Origin of the sequence: Plantactinospora alkalitolerans, from assembly GCF_015690345.1 — a bacterium.
GTDB lineage: Bacteria > Actinomycetota > Actinomycetes > Mycobacteriales > Micromonosporaceae > Plantactinospora > Plantactinospora alkalitolerans.
Window position 1 is genome coordinate 42,202 of the sequence record NZ_JADPUN010000176.1, and the last position, 21,880, is coordinate 64,081.

General features: G+C 71.5%; 22 protein-coding genes. 9 read left to right on the plus strand and 13 right to left on the minus strand.

What is annotated here, in order from left to right; all coding sequences use genetic code 11:
• Positions 1–55: 55 nt before the first annotated feature.
• Entirely contained in the window at positions 56–949 is an 894-nt protein-coding gene (locus I0C86_RS18630; protein ID WP_196202520.1) for a carbon-nitrogen hydrolase family protein, read from the minus strand.
• Between the two features lie 72 nt (positions 950–1,021).
• Between I0C86_RS18630 and I0C86_RS18635 the strand changes: the two genes are divergently transcribed.
• The 6 genes from I0C86_RS18635 to mug all read left to right on the plus strand — a co-directional run bounded on the left by I0C86_RS18635 (position 1,022) and on the right by mug (position 5,522).
• Positions 1,022–1,819, plus strand: coding sequence for a thioesterase family protein (locus I0C86_RS18635; RefSeq protein WP_196202521.1), 798 nt, complete (start codon positions 1,022–1,024; stop codon positions 1,817–1,819).
• 60 nt (positions 1,820–1,879) lie between these two features.
• A complete protein-coding gene (locus I0C86_RS18640) occupies positions 1,880–2,458 on the plus strand; it encodes a TetR/AcrR family transcriptional regulator (RefSeq protein ID WP_196202522.1) in 579 nt (192 codons plus the stop codon).
• 103 nt (positions 2,459–2,561) lie between these two features.
• Complete coding sequence (locus I0C86_RS18645; RefSeq protein WP_196202523.1) at positions 2,562–3,383, plus strand: DUF692 domain-containing protein; 822 nt, start codon at positions 2,562–2,564, stop codon at positions 3,381–3,383.
• Positions 3,380–3,892 carry a hypothetical protein gene (locus I0C86_RS18650; RefSeq protein ID WP_230394369.1) on the plus strand — a complete coding sequence of 171 codons (513 nt, stop codon included), beginning with the start codon at positions 3,380–3,382 and terminating at the stop codon, positions 3,890–3,892. Before I0C86_RS18645 ends, I0C86_RS18650 begins: the two co-directional genes overlap by 4 nt.
• 72 nt (positions 3,893–3,964) lie before the next feature.
• Positions 3,965–4,726 carry an SDR family oxidoreductase gene (locus I0C86_RS18655; RefSeq protein ID WP_196202524.1) on the plus strand — a complete coding sequence of 254 codons (762 nt, stop codon included), beginning with the start codon at positions 3,965–3,967 and terminating at the stop codon, positions 4,724–4,726.
• 118 nt (positions 4,727–4,844) lie between these two features.
• A complete protein-coding gene (gene mug, locus I0C86_RS18660) occupies positions 4,845–5,522 on the plus strand; it encodes a G/U mismatch-specific DNA glycosylase (RefSeq protein WP_196202525.1) in 678 nt (225 codons plus the stop codon).
• Here the strand turns inward: mug and I0C86_RS18665 are convergent.
• From I0C86_RS18665 to I0C86_RS18675, 3 genes are all read right to left on the minus strand, one after another.
• The gene (locus tag I0C86_RS18665) at positions 5,507–7,462 is read right to left on the minus strand and encodes an ABC transporter ATP-binding protein (RefSeq protein WP_196202563.1); all 1,956 of its coding nucleotides are present in this window, start codon (positions 7,460–7,462) and stop codon (positions 5,507–5,509) included. The genes mug and I0C86_RS18665 overlap by 16 nt on opposite strands.
• Positions 7,463–7,605: 143 nt before the next feature.
• Positions 7,606–8,367, minus strand: a complete 762-nt coding sequence (locus I0C86_RS18670; RefSeq protein ID WP_196202526.1) for an enoyl-CoA hydratase/isomerase family protein — start codon at positions 8,365–8,367, stop codon at positions 7,606–7,608.
• A 46-nt stretch (positions 8,368–8,413) separates the two neighbouring features.
• On the minus strand, positions 8,414–8,641 hold the full coding sequence (locus I0C86_RS18675; protein WP_007462679.1) for a helix-turn-helix domain-containing protein: 228 nt from the start codon (positions 8,639–8,641) through the stop codon (positions 8,414–8,416).
• A 409-nt stretch (positions 8,642–9,050) separates the two neighbouring features.
• Between I0C86_RS18675 and I0C86_RS18680 the strand changes: the two genes are divergently transcribed.
• Entirely contained in the window at positions 9,051–9,656 is a 606-nt protein-coding gene (locus I0C86_RS18680; RefSeq protein ID WP_196202527.1) for a cadmium resistance transporter, read from the plus strand.
• 27 nt (positions 9,657–9,683) lie between these two features.
• Here the strand turns inward: I0C86_RS18680 and I0C86_RS18685 are convergent, their stop codons facing one another.
• A complete protein-coding gene (locus I0C86_RS18685) occupies positions 9,684–11,291 on the minus strand; it encodes an ABC-F family ATP-binding cassette domain-containing protein (protein WP_196202528.1) in 1,608 nt (535 codons plus the stop codon).
• A gap of 206 nt (positions 11,292–11,497) precedes the next feature.
• Here I0C86_RS18685 and ypfJ point away from each other — a divergent pair, with 206 nt between their 5' ends.
• Positions 11,498–12,400: a KPN_02809 family neutral zinc metallopeptidase gene (gene ypfJ / locus I0C86_RS18690; RefSeq protein ID WP_196202529.1), complete on the plus strand. Its 903-nt coding sequence runs from the start codon at positions 11,498–11,500 to the stop codon at positions 12,398–12,400.
• 51 nt (positions 12,401–12,451) lie between these two features.
• On the opposite strand, the gene I0C86_RS18695 is transcribed toward ypfJ, so the two are convergent.
• Together I0C86_RS18695 and I0C86_RS18700 are read right to left on the minus strand one after the other, a co-directional pair.
• On the minus strand, positions 12,452–13,102 hold the full coding sequence (locus tag I0C86_RS18695; RefSeq protein WP_196202530.1) for an acVLRF1 family peptidyl-tRNA hydrolase: 651 nt from the start codon (positions 13,100–13,102) through the stop codon (positions 12,452–12,454).
• A 25-nt stretch (positions 13,103–13,127) separates the two neighbouring features.
• Positions 13,128–13,754, minus strand: coding sequence for a LysE family transporter (locus tag I0C86_RS18700; protein ID WP_196202531.1), 627 nt, complete (start codon positions 13,752–13,754; stop codon positions 13,128–13,130).
• Between the two features lie 333 nt (positions 13,755–14,087).
• On the opposite strand from I0C86_RS18700, the gene I0C86_RS18705 reads away from it, so the two are divergent.
• The gene (locus I0C86_RS18705) at positions 14,088–17,354 is read left to right on the plus strand and encodes a penicillin acylase family protein (RefSeq protein WP_196202532.1); all 3,267 of its coding nucleotides are present in this window, start codon (positions 14,088–14,090) and stop codon (positions 17,352–17,354) included.
• A gap of 66 nt (positions 17,355–17,420) precedes the next feature.
• Here the strand turns inward: I0C86_RS18705 and I0C86_RS18710 are convergent, their stop codons facing one another.
• Genes I0C86_RS18710 through sufD form a run of 6 tightly spaced genes read right to left on the minus strand, consistent with a single transcriptional unit; the run spans position 17,421 to position 21,848 of the window.
• Entirely contained in the window at positions 17,421–17,780 is a 360-nt protein-coding gene (locus I0C86_RS18710) for a metal-sulfur cluster assembly factor (protein ID WP_407676319.1), read from the minus strand.
• Positions 17,777–18,265 carry a Fe-S cluster assembly sulfur transfer protein SufU gene (sufU, locus tag I0C86_RS18715; protein ID WP_196202533.1) on the minus strand — a complete coding sequence of 163 codons (489 nt, stop codon included), beginning with the start codon at positions 18,263–18,265 and terminating at the stop codon, positions 17,777–17,779. Before sufU ends, I0C86_RS18710 begins: the two co-directional genes overlap by 4 nt.
• The gene (locus I0C86_RS18720; RefSeq protein WP_196202534.1) at positions 18,265–19,569 is read right to left on the minus strand and encodes a cysteine desulfurase; all 1,305 of its coding nucleotides are present in this window, start codon (positions 19,567–19,569) and stop codon (positions 18,265–18,267) included. Before I0C86_RS18720 ends, sufU begins: the two co-directional genes overlap by 1 nt.
• A 19-nt stretch (positions 19,570–19,588) precedes the next feature.
• Entirely contained in the window at positions 19,589–20,362 is a 774-nt protein-coding gene (gene sufC / locus I0C86_RS18725) for a Fe-S cluster assembly ATPase SufC (protein WP_196202535.1), read from the minus strand.
• Positions 20,359–20,688, minus strand: a complete 330-nt coding sequence (locus I0C86_RS18730; protein WP_196202536.1) for a non-heme iron oxygenase ferredoxin subunit — start codon at positions 20,686–20,688, stop codon at positions 20,359–20,361. The genes sufC and I0C86_RS18730 overlap by 4 nt, the downstream gene beginning before the upstream one ends.
• Positions 20,688–21,848, minus strand: a complete 1,161-nt coding sequence (sufD, locus tag I0C86_RS18735; RefSeq protein ID WP_196202537.1) for a Fe-S cluster assembly protein SufD — start codon at positions 21,846–21,848, stop codon at positions 20,688–20,690. The genes I0C86_RS18730 and sufD overlap by 1 nt, the downstream gene beginning before the upstream one ends.
• Positions 21,849–21,880 lie beyond the last annotated feature (32 nt).

The window sequence follows — 21,880 nt, forward strand, 5'->3', positions numbered from 1 at the left end:
CGGACAACAGTCCCACCATGTAAACAACCGGCTTGCCCGAACTGACAACTGGTGTTCAGCCGGGAAACAGCAGTCGTGTCCCACCCTGATCGGCCCGTCGGTCGGCGAGCATCCGGTGCGCGTCCCGAACCCGGCGCAGCTCCACCGGGTCGAGTCGCGCCACGACCACCGCCTCGCCGTGGTCCCCGGCCCGGCCCAGTGACCGGCCCTCCGGGTCGTACACCGCCGCGCCGCCGTTGAAGCGCCACGGCGCCGCCCCGCCGACGGCGTTGGCGAAGACGACGTACATGGTGTTGTCGAGGGCGCGGGCCCGGTAGTAGAGGTCCCGGCGGTGCTCCGAGCCGACCACGTAGCCGCTGGGGCAGAGGTAACCGTGTGCCCCGTCCACCGCCGCCGCCCGACCGTGTTCCGGAAAGCAGCCGTCGTAGCAGACGCCGAGGCCGAGCCGCCATCCGTCGACCAGCAGCGTCGCGCCGCGTTCTCCGGCGGTGAACAGCTCGTTCTCGTCCGGTCCCCAGAGGTGCTGTTTGGCGTATCCGGCGCTCACCCGGCCCGACCGGTCCACCACCAGCGCCGAGCAGGTACGCCGGCCGTCCGGATGCCGTACCGCCGCGCCGACCAGTACGACCACCCGGTGGTCCCGGGCGACGGCGGCCAGGGGATCGAGCCGGGGGTCCGCCACGACCTGCCGGTCGTCGGCGGCCACGTCGGTGCCGACCGGATCGTTCCGCAGTGCCGGCGGGTGGTACGCCGGCAGGAACAGCTCCGGAAGTACGACCAACCGGGCCCCGGCCCGGGCGGCGCGCTCGACCAACCGGGCGGCCGTGACGGCGTTGCCGGCGACATCGCCCGGCACCGCCTCGGCCTGGACGGCGGCAACCGTCAGCGGTACGACCGGGTCGTCCGGTGCCGACGGATCGTGCTGCGGCGTGGGGGTGGCATGCGTCACGGCCGGAATGGTATCGGCCGGCGCCAGCCGTCCGATCTTGCGAATGTCGCCGTGCCGAGGACAATCACCGGAATGCCCGACGCGTTCTACCTGCCGACCGACGATCCCGACCGGTTCGTCGCCACCGCGCACACCCAGGGTCCGTGGAGTGCCGACCTGCAACACGCGGGTCCGCCGTCCGCCCTGCTGGCCCGCGCGGTGGAACAGGTCGACACCTCGGTCGACGGACCGGCCCAGGTCACCCGGTTGACGGTGGAGATCCTCGGCGCGGTGCCGGTCGCCGAGGTCACCGTCCGGGCCGCCCTCGCCCGGCCCGGACGTTCGGTCGAACTGGTCGAGGCGGAACTCTCCGCCGCCGGACGACCGGTGCTGCGGGCCCGGGTGTGGCGGATCCGCCGTACCCCGGTCGGCCTGCCGGCCGAGGTGATCGCCGCCCCGGTGCCGCCGCCACCCCGGCCGGCGACACCGTCCGAGTTCACCGAGCCCCGCTGGCAGACCGGGTACCTGCGGGCGATCGAGTGGCGGTTCGTCGAGGGGCACTTCGAGCGGCCGGGTCCGGCCGCCGTGTGGGCGCGGCAACGGGTTCCGCTGGTGGCCGGCGAGGAGCCGAGTCCGCTGCAACGCACCGCGCTGCTCGCCGACTCGGGGAACGGACTGAGCCGACTGCTGGACATGGCGGACTGGTGGTTCATCAACACCGAACTCACCGTGCACCTGCACCGGCAGCCGGCCGGGGACTGGATCTTCGTCCGGGCCGCGACGACACTGGACCAGCAGGGCTCGGGGCTGGCCGAGACGGTGCTCTCCGATGCCACCGGTCGGGTGGGGCGCGGCGCCCAGGCCCTGATGGTGGGTCGACGCGACGGCTGAGGCGTACCCAAGACGTACGTACGGATTGCATAGCGGGTCACCGCCTGGCACGATCGGGTCGTGCCCAGGGTAAGCCAGAACCAGCTCGACGCCCGCCGTCAGGAGATTCTCGGCGCGGCACGGGCCTGCTTCGCCCGACACGGCTACGAGGGCGCCACCGTGCGGCGGCTCGAAGAGGCGACCGGGCTCTCCCGGGGAGCCATCTTCCACCACTTCCGGGACAAGGACTCACTCTTCCTCGCGGTCGCCGAGGACGACGCCGCCGCCATGGTCGAGACCGTGGCCCGCAACGGTCTGGTGCAGGTCATGCGCGATCTGCTCGAGGGCGCGACCTCGCCGGACACCACCGGCTGGCTGGGCAGCCAGCTCGAGGTCTCCCGGCGGCTCCGCACCGACCCCGCGTTCGCCAGGCGCTGGGCCGAACGCTCGGCGAGTCTGGCCGAGGCGACCCGGGAGCGGCTGGCCCGGCAGCGCGATGCCGGGGTGCTGCGCGACGACGTACCCATCGAGACGCTGGCCCGGTTCCTGGAACTGGCCTACGACGGCCTGGTGCTCCAGTTGGCCATGGCCCGCCCGGCCGGCGACCTCAGCGCCGTCCTCGACCTCGTCGAGGAGGCGGTACGGCGGCCGGGCCGCTGAGCACCGGTTTCGACAGCAACGCCGACAACCACACCTGGCCAGGCACCTGCGGAGGCGGGAACAGTGGTGGTGGAGGAGACAATGGCGGCGGAGGTGGTGCCGGATGATTCCTGACAGCTACGGCGTGGGCATCGGCTGGCGCCCGGAGATCGCCGGATTCGTCGCCGAACTGCCCGGCCTGCGATTCGTCGAGGTGGTCGCCGAGTCGGTACCCGCCACCGGACCAGCACCACCGGCGCTGGCCGCGCTACGCGACCGGGGCGTGGCCGTCGTGCCGCACGGGGTACGACTCTCCCTCGGCGGCGCGGAGCCGGTCGAGCCGGAACGGGTCAGCCGGTTCGCCCGGGTCGCCGAACTGCTGGACGCGCCCCTGGCCAGCGAACACATCGCGTTCGTCCGGGCCGGCGGGGTCGAGGCGGGTCACCTGCTGCCGCTGCCGCGTACCCGGGAGGCGGTCGACGCGGTGGTCGCGAACGTCACCCGGGTCCAGGCCGAGCTGACCGTACCGCTCGCCCTGGAGCCGATCGCGGCGCTGTTCGACTGGCCGGACGACGAGTTGGACGAGGCCCACTTCCTCAACGAGATCCTCGACCGGACCGGCGCGCTGCTTCTGCTCGACATCGCCAACGTCTACGCCAACGCCCACAACCGGGGCGACGATCCGCTCGACCTGCTCGACCGGCTGCCGCTGGACCGGGTCGGCTACGTACACGTCGCCGGGGGTGCCGCACACGACGGGATCTACCACGACACGCACACCGACCCGGTGCCGGACGTGGTGCTCGAACTGGTCGCCGAACTGTCCGCCCGGCACCGGCCGCCGGCGCTGCTGCTGGAGCGGGACGGGGACTATCCACCGGCGGCGGCCCTCCGCGGTGAGCTCGACGCCATCGCCGCCGCATCCGGCCATCCCCGCGTGACATGAGCGGCGGACCACCGGCGCCGGGGCCGATCCCGGAACAGGACCCGACCGAGCGGGTGACCGGCGTCGCCGGCACGCTGGCCGAGCGGCAGGCGGCGCTGGTGGCGACGCTGACGGCGGGAGCGCCGGTACCGCCGGGATTCGACGCCCGGTTGGTCGAGGTGGCCCGCTCGGCGCTGCTCCGCAAGCGGGCCGGCGACGTCGCCCGGCACTGGCCGCTGCTCGCGGCGGGGCTCGGTGAACGCTGGCTCGCCGTCTTCGCCCGGTGGGCGGCCACCCGCCCCACCCAGGGTTCGCTGCGGGACGGCTGGGACCTGGCCCGCGGACTGGCGGGCGAGGGTCCGCTGCCGGCGCCGGCCGCCGAGGAACTCGCCGTCCGCGAGGCCCTCTGGCGGTACGACGGGACGACGGCGCCACGGCGGCGCAGACTGCCGGCGATCCGCCGCACCGACGGCGGAACGGTGCTGCAACTCGCCGGCCGGATCCGGCTCTGGTCCGATCGGAACCGGTGACCCGACCGGCACGCTCCGGTACCCGACAACCCAAGATCCGGTTCGCGGGGCGTGCGACATAGGATGACGTGCATGGATCTCGGACTCGCGGACCGGGTGTACGTGTTGACCGGCGCGTCGAAAGGCCTCGGCTTCGCCACCGCGCGGTGCCTGGTGGCCGACGGCGCCCGGGTGGTGCTCTCGGCCCGGAACGCCGATCAGGTGGCCGAGGCGGCGCGCCAGCTCGGCGGCGAGGACCGGGCGGTGGGCCTGAGCGCCGACCTGACCGATCCCGACACCGCGGCGCGGCTGGTCGACACCGCCATGGCCCGGTTCGGCCGGCTCGACGGCGCACTCGTCTCGGTCGGCGGGCCACCCCGGGCCAGCGCCGCCCAGGCGACCGACGAGCAGTGGCGGAACTCGTTCGAGACGATCTTCCTCGGCACGCTGCGGACCGCCCGGACCGTCGCGGCGGCGCTTCCCGACGGGGGCGCCATCGGCCTGGTGCTGTCCAACTCGGTCCGGGCGCCGATCCCGGGCCTCGGCATCTCGAACGGCCTGCGCCCCGGACTCGCCGGTGCCGCGAAGGACATGGCCGACGAGTACGGCCCACGCGGCGTTCGCGTGGTCAGCCTCCTTCCGGGGCGGATCCTCACCGACCGCAACCGCGAACTCTTCGCCGCCACCGGCGACGCGGACCGGGCCCGCGCCGACGCGGAGGCGGAGATCCCGCTGCGCCGGGTCGGCGATCCGGCGGAGTTCGGCCGGGTCGCCGCGTTCGTCCTCTCCCCCGCCGCCAGCTACCTGACCGGTGTCGCCATCCCGATCGACGGCGGAGCGTTGCGGGGTCTGTGACCAGACCGGGAATCACCCGGGGGTGTGGCAGCCGGCCCGCCGGGGCAGCGGGTGGTTGCGGTCACCCGGGCGGAACCGACCGGGCGGTCCGGATCGGAGATGGGGCAGGATCGTCGGCATGGCGTCGCGGACCGCACCGGACGGCACCGGATCCGTCCGACCGAGCGGGCTGGGCCGGCGGAAGCTGCCCCGCCCGACCCCGGCCGAGTTGGCCGCGGCGGCCGACCTGCTGCTGCCGGACCTGATCGCCCCGGATCTGGACGTGCTGTTCTGCGGGATCAATCCCGGGCTCTACTCCGCCGCGACCGGGCGGCACTTCGCCCGCCCCGGTAACCGCTTCTGGCCGGCCCTGCACCGCGGCGGGTTCACCCCGCACCTGGTCGATCCCGCCGACCAGGCGGAGCTGCTGGGGTACGGGCTGGGCGTGACGAACCTGGCGGACCGGGCCAGCGCCCGGGCGGACGAGCTGACCCGGGACGAACTCGCCGAGGGCGGTCGCCGGCTGGTCGACAAGATCCGGCACTACCGGCCCCGCTGGGTGGCCGTGCTGGGCGTCACGGCGTACCGGATCGCGTTCGACCGGCGGTCGGCGGTCCTCGGCCGCCAGGACGGGACGCTCGGTGGCGCCGAACTCTGGGTACTGCCGAATCCGAGCGGACTCAACGCGCACTTCACGCCGGCCGGACTGGCCACCGAGTTCGCGGCACTGCGGGCGGCGGTGGACCCGCACCGGCCGGCCGGCGGCGACCACCTCGACCCCGACCGTGAGCGCCCGGAGGATCAGACCGGGTCGTAGTCGGGACGCGGCACCGTGATCACCGGCTCGGGGCCGACCGCGTCGGCGTACGGGGCCGGCGAGTCGGCCACCGCGAACTGCGTCCGGTACAGCTCGGCGTACAGGCCGCCGACCGCCACCAACTCGTCGTGCCGGCCCCGCTCGACGACCCGCCCGTGGTCCATGACCAGGATCTGGTCCGCCTCCCGTACGGTCGACAGCCGGTGCGCGATGACCAGCGCGGTACGACCGCTCAGCGCGACCGAGAGCGCCCGCTGCACCGCCGCCTCGGACTCCGAGTCGAGGTGCGCGGTGGCCTCGTCGAGGATGACGATCGACGGCGCCTTCAGCAGCAGCCGGGCGATCGCGATCCGCTGCTTCTCGCCGCCGGAGAACCGGTAGCCGCGTTCGCCGACCATGGTGTCGAGCCCGTCCGGCAGTTCCCGGACCAGTTCCTCGACCTGCGCGCCGCGCAACGCCGCCCAGAGTTCGTCGTCGCTCGCGTCCGGTTTGGCGTACCGGAGATTCTCCGCGATCGTCTCGTGGAACAGGTGCGAGTCCTGGGTCACCACGCCGATCGCGTCGCGGAGCGATTCCGCGGTGGCGTTCCGGACGTCCACCCCGCCGACCCGGACCTGTCCGTCGGTCACGTCGTAGACCCGGGAGACCAGCATCGAGGTGGTGGACTTGCCGGCGCCGGACGGTCCCACCAACGCCACCATCTGCCCCGGCTCGACGGTGAACGAGACTCCGCGCAGCACGGGCTCGTTGACCGTCCGGTCGAGGGCGGCGACGTCCTCCAGCGAGGCGAGCGACACCTCGGCGGCGCTCGGGTAGCGGAACCGGACGTCCCGGAACTCCAGTCGCCCGGCGCCGCGCGGAATGGCCACGGCGTCCGGCCGCTCCGCGATGGACGGGGTGAGGTCGAGCACCTCGAAGACCCGGTCGAAGGAGACCAGCGCGCTCATCACGTCGACCCGGACGTTCGACAGTGCGGTCAGCGGGCCGTAGAGGCGGGTCAGCAGGAGGGCGAGGGTGACCACGGTGCCGGCGCTCACGTTGCCGCGTACGGCGAGCCAGCCGCCGAGCCCGTAGGTCAGCGCCTGGGCCAGCGAGGCGACCAGCAGCATCGCGACGAAGAACGTCCGGGAGTACATCGCGGACTGGATGCCGATGTCGCGGACCCGTTCGGCCCGGTCCCCGAACCGCCGTGCCTCGACGTCCGGGCGGCCGAAGAGCTTGACCAGCAGCGCTCCCGCCACCCCGAACCGCTCGGTCATGGTGGCGTTCATCTTCGCGTCGAGGTCGTACGACTCCCGGGTGATCTCCGCCAGGCGCTTGCCGACCCGTCGGGCCGGAATGATGAAGATCGGCAGCAGTACCAGGGAGAGCGCGGTGATCTGCCAGGAGAGCGTGAACATGACGGCGGCGGTGAGCACCAGTTGGATGATGTTGCTGACCACCCCGGACAGGGTGCTGGTGAAGGCCCGCTGGGCGCCCGTCACGTCGTTGTTGATCCGGCTGACCAGTGCTCCGGTCTGGGTCCGGGTGAAGAACTGCAGGGGCATCCGCTGCACGTGGTCGTAGACCCGGGTCCGCAGGTTGAGGATGATCCCCTCGCCGATCCGGGCCGAGTACCACCGCTGGGCCAGCGAGAGCAGTGCGTCGACCACCGCGAGGCCGGCGATCACCAGGGCCAGCCGGATCACCAGGCTGCCGGCGTCCGACCCGCCCTTGGAGATGGCGTTGATGACGTCACCGGCCAGCACCGGTGTCGCCACCCCGATGACCGCGGCGAAGACCACGGTGACCAGGAACACTGCGATGTCGCGCCGGTAGGGACGGGCGAACTCGACGACCCGTCGTACGCCGCGCCGGGTGACCCGGTGGGCGGTGACCTCGTCGCCGTTGCGCAAGGAGCGCAGCATGCCCCAACCGCCCATGCCGCCGCCAGGGCCCATCCCGTTCACCACGCACGACCTCCCACTCTTCGACGACTACGACAACCGGAGTGGCGGCCCGAATCTTCCCGAATCTTCTCCCATGATCAATCACCTGCCGCGCCGTCGGCGTCCAGGCTATTCGCCGGCTCTGACAGGACCGGTTATTCGCCGGCCCCCGCAAGATCACGCAGGCGGCGGGTCTGCGCCTCGCGCTCGGCCCGCTGCTGGGCCGCCGGGGAGCGGCCGGCCGCGCCGGCGAGCAGGGCTTTGATCTCCACCACCGCGTTCCGGTTGCCGGCCAGGATCGCGCCGACGAGATCCTCGACCGCCGCGTCGAGTTCGGCCGGCGGCACGACCACGGTGGCCAGGCCGAGCTGCTCGGCCTCGACCGCGTCGATCCGTCGACCGGTGACACAGATCTCCAGCGCCCGGGCGTAGCCGACCAGGTCCACCAGCCGCTTCGTGCCGGCGAGGTCGGGCACCAGGCCGAGCGCGACCTCGGCCATCGAGAACCTCGCGTCGTCGGTCAGTACCCGGAAGTCGCAGGCCAGGGCGAGTTGGAAGCCCGCGCCGATCGCATGCCCCTGCACCGCCGCGATCGAGAGAAGATCGGGGCGGTGCAGCCAGGTGAATCCGGCCTGGAATCCGGCAATGCGATCGGCGCACTCCTCCGGAGACAGCGCGGCCAGCGCCGCCAGCGAGTTCCCTGCCGCCGGGTCGTTGACGACCGACAGGTCGAGCCCGGCGGAAAAGGCCCGACCCTCGCCCCGCACCACCACGACCCGTACATCGCCTGGGAGATCCCGGGAGAAGTCATACATCGCCCGCCACATGTCGGGCGTCTGTGCGTTGAGAACGTCGGGCCGGCACAACGTCACTGTCGCGACCGGCCCGTCGCAATTCACTCGTACGCCGACGGTCACGAATGATTCCGCTGGCGTTCGGATCCGGACCAGGCTGCTGAGCGGGTCACGCCTTCTTACGACGACGAGCGCCGCCACGCTGACGAAGCTGTACACCAGACTCGGTGAGCACCCGGTGGATGAACCCGTAGGAACGGCCGGTCGAGGCCGCCAGGGCGCGGATGCTTTCGCCGGAGGTATACCGCTTGACCAGGTCCTTGGCGAGCGTCTGACGCTCGGCTCCGACGATCCTGCGACCCTTCTCAGTGCTGGTGGCTGTGCCAGTGGCTGCCATGTTGATTCCTCACGTCCCAGACTGTGCGGTTCGATACGGTCCCACCTATTAGACCGCCTCGAACGATCATGCGCTAGATATCAACTCTTCGCCAACCGACACGCACAGCAGTGTCAGTTTCCCGATTGAGTGATTGCGCCGACCGCGCCATCCGTCCTCGCCGGGAAGATTCCACCACACCCGTGCGGCGGTATGCGTCCTGGTCGGTCGTGTTGCCAGCCCGCGCGGTCGGAGTTTCCGCACCCGTAACGCGAGTTTCCTTCCGATGCGGTGAAGTTCCGCTGCCCGCAGATCGAGTTTCCATCCCGGCCCACGAAGTCCGGCTCGCGTCGGTCGAGTTTCCGTCTCCTGCTCGGATTCAGTCGGACGGATTCCGCAGAATGGTGACTACCCCCGTACGGTGTCGCATGTGGCAGATCAAGTCGGCATCGTGGCGAGCGCCGTGGCCATCTTCGCCGCCACCGACATCGACGACATTGTCGTACTGACCGTCCTCTTCGTGACCTCGCGCACGGCGGGCCGGCCGCGACCCTGGCAGATCGTCGTCGGTCAGTACGCCGGAATCGGCGCACTGGTCGCCGCCAGCCTGGCGGCAGCGGCGGGGTTGCTGGTGGTGCCGGAACCGTGGACCGGCCTTCTCGGCCTGCTGCCGGTGGCGCTCGGCGTACGGGCCCTGCTGCGCCGGACCGACGACGACACGGGTACGCCGAAGGTGGTCACCGGGGCGCTCGGGGTGGCCGGAGTGACGATCGCCAACGGCGCGGACAACATCGCCGTCTACGTGCCGGTGTTCCGGGCCCTCGGTCCGGGCGGAGTCGGAACGTACCTGGTGGTCTTCGTCGGCCTGATCGCGCTCTGGTGCGCGGCGGCCGCCTGGCTGGGCAGCCACTCCCGGGTGATCCGGCTGGTGGACCGGGTGGGCCACTGGCTGGTACCGGTGGTCTTCATCGGCATCGGGCTGGTCATCCTGGTCAGCTCCGGCGTCCTGGGCCGGCTCACCGGTCTCGGCGGCTGACCACCGGGTGGGCCGGCCCGCCGGTGGTCAGGCCAGCTCGACGAGTTCGAGCAGGTCGTCGCTCCAGGCGTCCTCGTCGCCGTCCGGCAGCAGGATCGCCCGGTCGGGCTTGAGCGCCAGCACCGCGCCCGGGTCGTGGGTGACCAGGACGATCGCGCCGGGATAGCGGGCGATCGCGTCGAGTACCTGTTCCCGGCTCACCGGATCGAGGTTGTTGGTGGGCTCGTCCAGAAGCAGCACGTTGGCGCCCGAGCAGACCAGTGTGGCCAGTGCCAGACGGGTCTTCTCACCGCCGGAGAGCACCCCGGCCGGCTTGTCCACGTCGTCGCCGGAGAAGAGGAAGGCGCCCAGGATCTTGCGCAGGTCGGTGTCGGACTGTTCGAAGGCGGCGCTGCGCATGTGTTCCAGGACGGTCCGGTCGACGTCCAGCGTCTCGTGCTCCTGGGCGTAGTAGCCCAGCCGCAGCCCGTGCCCCGGCCGGACCTCACCGGTGTCGGATTCCAGCAGCCCGCCGAGGATGCGGAGCAGGGTGGTCTTGCCGGCACCGTTGAGTCCGAGAATCGCCACCCGGGAACCACGGTCGACCGCCACGTTGACGTCGGTGAAGATCTCCAGCGAGCCGTACGACTTCGACAGGCCGGTCGCGGTGAGCGGGGTCTTGCCACAGGACGCCGGGTTGGGGAAGCGCACCTTGGCCACCCGGTCGGCGACCCGGGCGTCCTCCAGCCCGGAGAGCAGCTTCTCGGCCCGGCGGGCCATGTTCTGCGCGGCCACCGTCTTGGTCGCCTTGGCCCGCATCTTGTCGGCCTGGGCCATCAGCGCGCCGGCCTTCTTCTCGGCGTTGGCCCGTTCCCGGCGGCGACGCCGCTCGTCGGTCTCCCGCTGTTCCAGGTAGGTCTTCCAGCCGACGTTGTAGACGTCCACCACCGAGCGGGTGGCGTCCAGGAACCAGACCTTGTTGACCACCGCGTCCAGCAGCGAGGCATCGTGACTGATCACGATCAGCCCGCCCTTGTGCCCGGCGAGGAAGCCACGCAGCCAGGTGATCGAGTCGGCGTCGAGGTGGTTGGTCGGCTCGTCGAGCAGCAGGATCCCGCCCCCGCCGGCGGCCGCGTCCCGGAACAGGATCCGGGCCAGTTCGACCCGGCGGCGCTGGCCACCGGAGAGGGTGCCGATGGTCTGCCCGAGCACCCGGTCGGGCAGCCCGAGGTTGGCGCAGATCCGGGCCGCCTCGGCCTCGGCGGCGTACCCGCCCAGGGAGGCGAACTGGTCCTCCAGGGTGCCGTACCGGCGGACGAGTCGTTCGTCACCGGACTCGTCGGCGAGCCGCTCCTCGATCGCCTTCATCTGGGCCATCAGGACGTCCAGGCCACGCGCGGAGAGCACCCGGTCCCGGGCGGTCACCCCGAGGTCACCGGTCCGGGGGTCCTGCGGGAGGTAGCCCACCGGGCTGCGCCGGTCGATCTGGCCGGTGTACGGCTGACCCTCGCCGGCCAGGACCTTGAGCGTGGTGGTCTTGCCGGCGCCGTTGCGGCCGACCAGACCGATCCGGTCGCCGGGCTGCACCCGCAGGGTGGTGTCGGACAGCAGGATCCGGGCGCCGGCACGGAGTTCCAGGCCGCTCGCAGTGATCATCTCGGAGAACTCGCTCTCGGGGTCGAAGGCTGACTCAGGGCACACAAACCAGCCGGCGGACCCGTCGATCCGTCGGCGCGGGGCGTTCAGCCTTCGCAGAGCAGCACGACACCGATTGTACCGGGCGGCTCGGAGAAGCCGTCCACGGATTACCAATCAAGATCATCGGGTATCGCCATCACCACAATCGGGCGATCGGGGATGTGATGGAACTCAACGAGGACGCACGCATCGATACCAGCCAGGTGGAGGACCGGCGCGGTTCTTCCGGCGGTGGAATGGCCGGGCTCCCCATCTCCGGCCGGGGAGGACTGATCGGCCTGGTGATCACCGTGCTGGTGGCGCTGGCCGGCGGCGGCTTCGGGATCAGCCAACTGACCGGGGACGGTGGGGACCAGGGCGACAACACGGCGCTCGAACAGCGGTGCGCCGCCGACGACGCCCTCCGCCACCTCGACTGCCGCAACAACCTCTTCATCAACTCCATCCAGACGTACTGGCAGCGGGCGCTGCCGGAGCACTTCGACCGGCCGTACCAGCAGTCCGACACCGTCTTCTTCGAGCAGGCGGTGAGCAGCGGCTGCGGCCAGGCCGACTCGGGTGTGGGGCCGTTCTACTGCCCCCTCGACGACAAGGTCTACATCGACCTGAGCTTCTACAAGGTGCTGGCCGAACAGCTCGGCGCGCCCGGCGAGTTCGCCCAGCCGTACGTCCTGGCGCACGAGTACGGCCACCACGTGCAGGACCTGCTCGGCACCGAGGCCCGGGTACGCGAGCAGCGGGAGCAGAGCCCGGACGACGCCAACCAGCTCTCGGTGCTGCTGGAACTCCAGGCGGACTGCTACGCGGGCGCCTGGGCGAAGAACGCCACCGGCACCGCCGACGACCGGGGGGTGAAGATCTTCAAGAGCCTCAGCGGGCAGGACATCCAGGAGGGCCTGGACACGGCGGCGGCGATCGGCGACGACGCGATCCAGCGGAAGTCCGGCGGCCGGATCGACGAGTCACAGTTCACCCACGGCAGCTCGGCGGACCGGCAGAAGTGGTTCAACACCGGCTACCAGAACGGGAACCCGACCGCCTGCGACACCTTCAAGGCCGCCGGCTGAACCACCCGGCCCCGCCAGGACGGGCCGGCGCCCCGGCGCCCCGGCCGGAACTCACCCCGGGTCCCGGACCAGCACGAGTACCGCGCGGGCGGCGGCGACCGCGTCGACCAGAACCGCGTGTCGGGGTTCGGCCACGTCGAGCAGGCGTTCCGCCCGCAGCGGCACCAGCGGCGCCAACCGCCGGTCGGCGAGGATCCCGTCGACCGCCCGCCGGTCGCCACCGGCCACCAGCGCCGCGAGCCGGTCGGCCTCCGGCAGCAGCAGCCGGACCGCCAACTCCGCCGCGTCCGCCAGGGCCGCCTTCGCCTGGTTGTCCCGCCGCCGGGCGAAGCGCTGCTGGGACCAGCCACCGGCGGCGGTACGCCCCTGGACGTACCGGGTGTCCACCTTGGACACCACGAGCCGCCCGCCGTCGGCGACGCCGACCGCGACGGCGCCCTTGCGGGCCAGCAGCAGGCCCAGCCGGCGCGGCGCCCCGACGGCCGCGAGGAATCCGGCGAGGTCGTCGGCGCCGGGCATCCCCGGTGGCGGATGCAGGACGGCGGTGGTGCCGTCCGGGGCGGCGAGCCGGAGCCCGTCCGGTCCCGGGCCGATCTCCGGCGGCCCGCCGTGGCGCTCGGTGAAGCCCTCGATCCAGCGCGCCATCCGGGCCGGCGGGACGTCCACCCACCGGCCACCTCCGGCAGCGGGGCGGCTGTTCATGCCCAGACCGTACGGCACCGCCGGATCAGCGCAGCAGAAGTTCGACGGCGAGCACCGCGACCAGGACGCTGGAGACGAGCGCGGTGCCCAGCCGACCCCGGGGCCCGGCCAGCAGGCGGCCGAGCAGCGAACCACCGGAGGCGACCAGCAACTGCCAACTCGCCGACGCACCGAACGCGGCGGCCACGAACACCACCTCCCCGCCCGCCGGCCAGTCCACGGCCGCCCGCCGACCGAGCACCAGTGCGGCGAAGTAGAGGACCGTCATCGGATTCAGCAGGGTCAGCGCCAGCAACCCGCCGTACGCCCGGAGCGGCGTGCCCAGACTGCGATCGGTGGAAGCGGCCCGACCCGGATCGCGGCGGTGCCGGAGGGCGCCGTAGGCACCGGAGACGGCCAGCCCGAGCAGCACGGCGACGGCGGTCCAGCGCAGCGGCTCGGCGACCGGTTCGACCAGACCCGCGAGCGCGGCGCCACCGAGCACGGCGACGGCGGCGTAGAGCCCGTCGGCGCTGGCCACCCCGAGGGCTGCCGCCGCACCCACCCGGATCGAGGTACGCGCGGTCAGACCGATCACCAGAATCGCGATGGCTCCGACCGGTACGGCAATGCCGTACCCGGCCAGCAGGCCGGCGACGAACGCGTCGGTCACGACGGCGGAGGGCTGATCGGCACCGGACCGGCGCACCGCTGCTGTCGCCGGGCGGCCGAGGCCACGACGGCGGAAGCACTGGTGCGGAAGGTCGGCGCGATCATGTGCTGATTCTGGCGCGGAGCCGGCCGTCCCGCGACGGATTATCCGGGCCCGGACCGTACCGAGCAGCGACCGTACCGCCTCCAGCGGCCACCGGATCGCCCCGGATCCCTTGGCTGGCGGAACCGCGATCGGGCGCCACTGGTCTATCTATCGACAGCGTGACATAGATACCATTTGAAACCTGAGTGTCCTTCAGGTATGCCCGGACGCCGGCGGAAGGATCCCCCCATGCTCCGACGCGCCACCTTCCGACGCGGATCCGTCGCCGGCCTCGCCGCGCTCACCGTGGCGGCGATCGCGTTGACCGCCACCCCCGCGCCGGCCGCGCCGGCCAACACCGGTTCGGCGGCCGTCGCACCCGCGCCCGACCCGACCGCGAAGGCCGACCCGACCGCGTTCGCGGCCGGCGACCACTGCCTGGGCGAGTGCGCCGACATCCTGCCGCCCGGCCAGAACGGCAACGCCACACTGGTCGAGGTGCTCGCCAACCAGGCACTGGGCATCCTGCCGGCACACTCCGGCGACCAGCTCGGCCCGTACGCCGACCTGGTCTACTCCTACGCCGGCCTGCGGGAGGACCAGATCGGGGCGTTCTTCAACGACGCCTCCTTCGGAGTGCCGGCGGGCCAGGCCGAACGCACCTACTCCCCACGGTCCGACGTGACGATCGTGCGGGACCGGGCGAACGGGATCCCGCACGTCACCGGCACCACCCGGGGCGGCACGATGTACGGCGCCGGATACGCCGGCGCGGAGGACCGGCTCTTCACGATGGACCTGCTCCGGCACGTCGGCCGGGGCACGCTCACCCCGTTCGCCGGTGGGGCGCCGGGCAACCGGGCGCTGGAGCAGAGCGTCTGGCGGAACTCGCCGTACCGGGAGGAGGACCTGCAGGCCCAGGTCGCGGCGCTGCGCGACCAGGGTGCCCGGGGCGAGCAACTGCACGCCGACGTGCAGGAGTACATCGCCGGAATCAACGCCTACATCCGGCACTGCATGGCGGGCCGCAACTGCCCCGGCGAGTACGTGCTGACCGGGCACCTGGACGCGATCACCAACGTGGGCGGGCCGGAACTGTTCCAGATGACGGACCTGATCGCGATCGCCGGAGTGGTCGGCGGCCTGTTCGGCGGCGGCGGTGGCCACGAGATGCAGTCCGCGCTGGTCCGGATCGCCGCCCGGGCCAGGTACGGGCCGGTCGAGGGCGACCGGGTGTGGACCGCGTTCCGGGCGCAGAACAATCCGGAGGCGGTGCTGACCCTGCACGAGGGACAGAGCTTCCCGTACGGCGCCGCGGACCCGGACGCGCCGAGCGTCGTACTGCCCGATCCGGGTTCCGCCCGGGTGGAGGCGGTGACCGCCGATCCCACCGGATCGGCCCGGGGATCCACCGGCGGCCCCTCCGAGCTGGCCGCCGCACTCTCCGGCCTGACCATCACCCCGGCCAACCGGGGCATGTCCAACGCCGCCGTCATCTCCGGCGCACACTCCTCCAGCGGCCATCCGATCGCCGTCTTCGGACCACAGACCGGGTACTTCTCCCCACAGCTGCTGATGGTGCAGGAGTTGCAGGGCCCGGGAATCAGCGCCCGGGGCGCCGCCTTCGCCGGGGTCAACCTCTACGTGCTGCTCGGCCGGGGCCAGGACTACGCGTGGAGCGCCACCTCCTCCAGCCACGACATCACCGACACCTACGCCCTGCCGCTGTGCACAGTGGACGGCAGCACGCCCACCCTGGCCAGCAACCACTACCGGTACCGGGGACAGTGTCTGGCGATGGAGGAGATCTCCCACGTCAACTCGTGGCGGCCGACCGTCGCGGACAGCACCCCCGCCGGTTCGTACACGATGATCGCCCGGCGGACCAAGTTGGGACTGGTGGGCTGGCGGGGCACCGTGGCAGGTGCGCCGCACGCGTTCACCCAGCTCCGCTCCACCTACCGGCACGAGGCGGACTCCGCGATCGGGTTCCAGCTCTTCAACGATCCGGCCGCGATGGGCAGCGCGGCACAGTTCATCACGGCGGCGGCCGAGGTCGAGTACGCCTTCAACTGGTTCTACGTCAACGCGGACGAGTCGGCGTACTACAACTCGGGGCTCAATCCGGTCCGGGCCGCCGGGGCCAACCCGAACCTGCCGATCCGGGCCGAGCCGGCGTACGAGTGGCAGGGCTACGACCCGGACACCAACACGGCCGACTACGCCCCGCTCGCGGCGCACCCCCAGTCGGTGGACCAGGACTACTACGTCTCCTGGAACAACAAGCAGGCCAAGGACTTCGGCGCCGCCGACGGCAACTTCAGTTTCGGCGCGGTGCACCGGGGTGACCTGCTGGACAAGCCGATCCGGGCGGCGCTGGCGGACGGCCGGAAGTTCGACCGGGCCTCGTTGACCTCGCTGGTGGAGCGCGCCGGACTGACCGACCTACGCGGCATCGAGGTGCTGGACGAGCTGATCCGGGTGCTGGAGAGCCAACCGGTCGACGACACCGCCCTGGCCGGGACCGTCGGCAGACTGAGGGCGTGGCGACAGGCCGGTGCGTTGCGGGTCGAGACCGCACGCGGCTCGAAGACGTACCAGCACGCCGAGGCGATCCGGATCTTCGACGCCTGGTGGCCGCTGCTGGTCCGGGGCCAGTTCGCCACTCCGCTCGGCGCCGACCTCTACCGGGCGATGGTCGACGCCATGCAGATCAACGAGTCGCCGTCCGGACAGCAGCGCGGGGACACCTCGGATCTGCCCGGTTCGGCCGCCGAGGCGCAGACCCACAAGGGCTCGTCGTTCCAGTACGGCTGGTGGAGTTATGTCGACGCCGACCTGCGGGCCGTGTTGGGCGAGCCGGTGCCGGGCGGGCCCGGCCGGACCTACTGCGGCGACGGAAGCCTGTCCGCCTGCCGGCGGATCCTGCTCGACACGCTGCGGACCGCCACCGCCCAGCCGGCCACCGAGGTCTATCCCGGCGACGACCACTGCGCGGCCGGGGACCAGTGGTGCGCCGACGCCATCGTGCAGTCCCCGCTGGGCGGGATCAAACACGCCACGATCGCCTGGCAGAACCGGCCGACGTACCAGCAGGTGGTGTCGTTTCCGGCCGGTCGCGGCGACGACCTGACCAATCTGGCCGCCGGGCGGGCGGTTGCCGCGTCGAGCAGCCAGTTCGGCTACGGCGCGGCCCGAGCGGTGGACGGAAACCCCGGTACCCGCTGGGCCAGTTCCTGGGCCGACAACCAGTCGATCACCGTGGATCTGGGTAGCGTCCGGTCGGTGAGCCGGGCGGTGCTGAGCTGGGAGGCCGCCTACGCCCGGTCGTACCGGATCGAGGTCTCCACCGACGGCGGCACCTGGCGTCCGGTCTGGTCGACCACCGCCGGCGACGGCGGTACGGACAACGTCGACTTCGCCGCCGCCCCGGCCCGCTACGTCCGGATGCAGGGACTCACCCGGGGCACCGGCTACGGCTTCTCCCTCTGGGAGTTCCAGGTCCACGCCCACTGACTCCGAACGGCGGTGGCCCGTTGCCGTTCCCACGACAACGGGCCGCCAACATCCACGGTGAGCGGACTACACGTTGAAACCGAGCGCCCGGAGCTGGTCACGGCCCTCGTCGGAGATCTTGTCGGGGCCCCACGGCGGCAGCCACACCCAGTTGATCCGGATGTCCGAGACCAGCCCGCCACCCGGGCCGGTGGTCAGCGCCGACCGCGCCTGGTCCTCGATGACGTCGGTCAGCGGGCAGGCCGCCGAGGTGAGCGTCATGTCCAGGGTCGCGACGTTCTCGTCGTCGACGTGCACCCCGTACACCAGACCGAGGTCGACCACGTTGATGCCCAGTTCGGGGTCGACGACGTCCTTCATCGCCTCTTCGACGTCGGCGACCGCGGCCTTGCCGGTCGACGCGGTCGCCATGTCCTGATCAGTCATGCCGTCTTCACCTCGCTCCGCTCGTTCTTGTCATCACTACCGGCTCCGAATTCGACCCCGGCCCGCGCCGCGGCGTCCTTGAACGCCATCCACGGCAACAACGCGCACTTCACCCTGGCCGGATAGCGGGCCACCCCGGCGAACGCCACCCCGTCCCCCAGCAGTTCCTCGTCCGGGGTCACCTGTCCCCGACCCGACATCAACTCGACGAAGGCCGCGTGCACCGCGTACGCCTCGCCGGCACTCCGGCCGGACAGCAGTTCGTGCAGCACGCTCGCCGAGGCCTGGCTGATCGAGCAGCCCATGCCGTCGTACGAGACGTCGCTGACGGTCTCGGCGTCCAGGGCGACCCGTACCGTCACCTCGTCGCCGCAGGTGGGGTTCACGTGGTGCGCCTCGGCGGCGAACGGCTCCCGCAGCCCGCGCCCGTGCGGATGCTTGTAGTGGTCCAGGATGATCTCCTGGTAGAGCTGGTCGACCTGCATTACCCGAACACCTTCCGTACCTGTTCCAGCCCGCGCACCAGGGCGTCGACCTCACTGGTCGTGGTGTACAGGTAGAACGACGCGCGGGTGGTCGCCGGTACGCCGAACCGCACGCAGACCGGCCGCGCACAGTGGTGGCCGACCCGCACCTCGACGCCCTCGGCGTCCAGCACCTGACCCACGTCGTGCGGATGGATGCCGTCGAGGGCGAAGGAGATGGTGCCACCCCGGCCCACCGGCACCGTCGGACCGAAGATCCGCAGCCCGGGAACCGTGTCCAGGGCGTCCAGCGCGTACGCGGTCAACTCCTTCTCGTGCCACTGGATCGCCCGCATTCCGATCCCGGACAGGTAGTCGACCGCCGCGCCCAGCGCGACCGCCTCGGCGATCGGCGGGGTGCCCGCCTCGAACCGGGCCGGCGGCGGCGCGTACGTCGAACCGGCCATGGTGACCGTCTCGATCATCGAACCACCGCCGAACACCGGCGGCATCGCGGCCAGCAGTTCGCCCCGCCCCCAGAGCACTCCGATGCCGCTCGGCGCGCACATCTTGTGCCCGGTGAAGGCGATGAAGTCGGCGTCCAGGTCCACCACGTCGATCGGCAGGTGCGGCACCGACTGCGAGCAGTCGAGCAGCAGCAGCGCGCCGACCTGGCGGACCCGCTCGGTGATCCGCGCCGTGGCGTTGACCGTGCCGAGGATGTTGGACATGTGCACGAACGAGACCAGTTTGGTCCGCTCGTTGACCAGCTCCTCAAGATTGGACTCGTCGAGCCGGCCGGAGTCGGTGACGCCGAACCAGCGCAGCGTGGCGCCGGTCCGCTCGCACAGGAGCTGCCACGGCACGATGTTCGAGTGGTGCTCCATCTCGGAGATCACGATCTCGTCGCCGGGACCGATCCGGAACCGGGGGTCACCGCCGGTGCCGATCGAGGCGTTCGAGAAGGCGTACGCGACCAGGTTGATCGCCTCGGTGGAGTTCTTGGTGAACACCACCTCGTCCGGGCTCGGCGCGTTGATGAACGCCGCGACCTTGCCCCGGGCCCCCTCGTACGCCTCGGTCGCCTCGGTGCCCACGGTGTGCACCGAGCGGGAGACGTTCCCGTTGTGCCGCTCGTAGTGCTCCCGCAGCGCGTCGAGCACCTGGCGGGGCTTCTGCGAGGTGTTCGCGCTGTCCAGGTAGACCATCCGGTGACCGTTGACCTCGCGACCCAGGATCGGGAAGTCCGCCCGTACCACTTCCACGTCGAACCGTGGCACGTCGTCGTACTGTGGCATCCCCGGTGGGATCGCGATCGTGGTCATCTCGACGGTGCCCTTCTGCTCAGGCCCGGGCCGTACCGGCGCCGGCGACGTACCGCTCGTAGCCCTCGGCCTCCAACTTCTCGGCCAGCTCCGGACCGCCCTGCTCGACGATCCGCCCGCCGACGAAGACGTGCACGTGGTCCGGCTTGATGTAGCGCAGGATCCGGGTGTAGTGGGTGATCAGCAGCAGCCCGGTCTGTCCGGTGTCCCGGACCCGGTTGACGCCCTCGCTGACCACCCGCAGGGCGTCGATGTCGAGCCCGGAGTCGGTCTCGTCGAGGATCGCCACCTTCGGCGCGAGCAGTTCGAGCTGGACGATCTCGTGCCGCTTCTTCTCACCGCCGGAGAAGCCCTCGTTCACGTTCCGCTGGGCCATCGCCGGGTCCATCTGCAACTTCTCCATCGCGCCGCGCAGCTCGCCGGCCCAGGTGCGCAACTTCGGCGCCTCGCCGTCGATCGCGGTCTTCGCGGTACGCAGGAAGTTCGCCACCGACACCCCGGGCACCTCGACCGGGTACTGCATGGCCAGGAAGAGGCCGGCGCGGGCCCGCTCGTCGACGGTCATCGCCAGCACGTCCTGACCGTCCAGCAAAACCTCGCCGCTGGTGATCTCGTACTTCGGATGGCCGGCGATCGAATAGGCGAGGGTCGACTTGCCGGACCCGTTAGGGCCCATGATCGCGTGGGTCTCCCCCGCCCGCACGGTGAGGTCGACCCCGGCCAGGATCGGCTTCAGCTCGCCATCGGGCAGCTTGACCGACACCTGCAGGTCACGAATCTCCAGAACACTCATGGTGCGGTAACTCCATTACTCGGCGTGAGATTGAGGTAGAGGTCACCGTCGCGGACCTCGACGGGGTACACGGGTACGGGTTCGGTCGCGGGCAGTCCGGTCGGCTCGCCGGTACGCAGGTCGAAGCGGGAGCCGTGCAGCCAGCACTCCAGGGTGCAGCCGTCGACCTCGCCCTCGGAGAGCGCGACGGCGGCGTGCGAGCACTCGTCGCGTACGGCGTAGAAGTTGCCGTCCTCGGCGTGCACGATCGCGATCTCGGTGCCCTCGACGTCCGCCTGGATCGCGGTGCCCTTCGGCACGTCCTCGGTCGAACAGATCCGGATCATCAGGCGGCGGCCTTCGAGAGCCGTACCTCGATCTGCTCGCCGAGCCGGTCGCGCAGCGCCTCGACCGGAATCCGGTTCAGCAGCTCGGCGAAGAAGCCCCGGACCACCAGCTTGCGCGCCTGGTCCTCCGGGATTCCCCGGGCCATCAGGTAGAACAGCTGCTCGTCGTCGAACCGCCCGGTCGTGCTGGCGTGACCGGCACCGGCCACCTCGCCGGTCTCGATCTCCAGGTTGGGTACCGAGTCCGCGCGGGCGCCCTCGGTCAGCACCAGGTTGCGGTTGATCTCGTAGGTGTCGGTGCCGGTGGCCGCCGCCCGGATCAGCACGTCGCCGACCCAGACGGTGTGCGCGCTGGCACCCTGCAACGCGCCCCGGTAGCCGACGTAGCTGCGGCAGTCCGGCACGCTGTGGTCGACCAGTTGCCGGTGCTCCAGGTGCTGCCCGGCGCCCGCGAAGTAGAGGCCGTACAGCTCGGCCTCGCCGCCCCGGCCGGTGTACTCCACGCTGGTGTACTGCCGGACCAGCTCCCCGCCGAGCGTGACCTGTACGTGCGTCACCTTGGCGTCCCGGCCGAGCCGGATCTTCAGGTGCTGGGCCTGCACCGAGTCGGACGCCCAGTCGGCGACGGTGACCAGGGTGAGCCTCGCACCCTCGGCGACCGCCACCTCGACGTTGTCGGCCAGGGTCACCGAGCCGGTCTGCTCCAGCACCAGCGTCACCTCGGCGAACCGGCCGACGTCGACGAAGGTGTGCCCGAACGAGGCGCCGTCGGCGCCCTGCCCGACCAACCGGACCGACACCGGCGCCGCCGGCCGGGTCTCCGGGGCCACCGCGACAACGACCGCCTCAGCAGCCCGGCCGTGGGCCAGCGCACTGATCCGGTCGAACGGGGTCAGCACGCTGCCGATCCGGGCGTCGCCCTCGTGCACGCCGCCGAACGTCACTCCGTCGGGCAGCGCGTCGACCTCGTAGCGCAGCTGGCCGTCGGTCGGGGTGAACCCGTCGTCGGCCAGCCCACGCAGCCGCTTGAGCGGAGTGAACCGCCACTCCTCCTCCAGGCCGGTGAGGGCCGGGAAGTCGCGGACGTCGTACGAGCGGAGCGTCTGCGCCTTGGTCTGCGGCCCGCCTGGTGCCGTGGGCGCGAATGCTTCGGTAGTCATCTCTTCCTTGGTCTTCTATCGCGAGGTCCGAG

What these genes read in the sequence shown, in the direction of transcription:
- I0C86_RS18635 (WP_196202521.1), top strand. Translation starts at nt 1,022, where the DNA reads ATGCCCGACGCGTTCTACCTGCCGACCGACGATCCCGACCGGTTCGTC.
- I0C86_RS18645 (WP_196202523.1), top strand. Translation starts at nt 2,562, where the DNA reads ATGATTCCTGACAGCTACGGCGTGGGCATCGGCTGGCGCCCGGAGATC.
- I0C86_RS18650 (WP_230394369.1), top strand. Translation starts at nt 3,380, where the DNA reads ATGAGCGGCGGACCACCGGCGCCGGGGCCGATCCCGGAACAGGACCCG.
- I0C86_RS18655 (WP_196202524.1), top strand. Translation starts at nt 3,965, where the DNA reads ATGGATCTCGGACTCGCGGACCGGGTGTACGTGTTGACCGGCGCGTCG.
- mug (WP_196202525.1), top strand. Translation starts at nt 4,845, where the DNA reads ATGGCGTCGCGGACCGCACCGGACGGCACCGGATCCGTCCGACCGAGC.
- I0C86_RS18665 (WP_196202563.1), bottom strand. Translation starts at nt 7,462, where the DNA reads ATGGGCCCTGGCGGCGGCATGGGCGGTTGGGGCATGCTGCGCTCCTTG.
- I0C86_RS18675 (WP_007462679.1), bottom strand. Translation starts at nt 8,641, where the DNA reads ATGGCAGCCACTGGCACAGCCACCAGCACTGAGAAGGGTCGCAGGATC.
- I0C86_RS18685 (WP_196202528.1), bottom strand. Translation starts at nt 11,291, where the DNA reads ATGATCACTGCGAGCGGCCTGGAACTCCGTGCCGGCGCCCGGATCCTG.
- ypfJ (WP_196202529.1), top strand. Translation starts at nt 11,498, where the DNA reads ATGGAACTCAACGAGGACGCACGCATCGATACCAGCCAGGTGGAGGAC.
- I0C86_RS18695 (WP_196202530.1), bottom strand. Translation starts at nt 13,102, where the DNA reads ATGAACAGCCGCCCCGCTGCCGGAGGTGGCCGGTGGGTGGACGTCCCG.
- I0C86_RS18705 (WP_196202532.1), top strand. Translation starts at nt 14,088, where the DNA reads ATGCTCCGACGCGCCACCTTCCGACGCGGATCCGTCGCCGGCCTCGCC.
- I0C86_RS18710 (WP_407676319.1), bottom strand. Translation starts at nt 17,780, where the DNA reads ATGACTGATCAGGACATGGCGACCGCGTCGACCGGCAAGGCCGCGGTC.
- sufU (WP_196202533.1), bottom strand. Translation starts at nt 18,265, where the DNA reads ATGCAGGTCGACCAGCTCTACCAGGAGATCATCCTGGACCACTACAAG.
- I0C86_RS18720 (WP_196202534.1), bottom strand. Translation starts at nt 19,569, where the DNA reads ATGACCACGATCGCGATCCCACCGGGGATGCCACAGTACGACGACGTG.
- sufC (WP_196202535.1), bottom strand. Translation starts at nt 20,362, where the DNA reads ATGAGTGTTCTGGAGATTCGTGACCTGCAGGTGTCGGTCAAGCTGCCC.
- I0C86_RS18730 (WP_196202536.1), bottom strand. Translation starts at nt 20,688, where the DNA reads ATGATCCGGATCTGTTCGACCGAGGACGTGCCGAAGGGCACCGCGATC.
- sufD (WP_196202537.1), bottom strand. Translation starts at nt 21,848, where the DNA reads ATGACTACCGAAGCATTCGCGCCCACGGCACCAGGCGGGCCGCAGACC.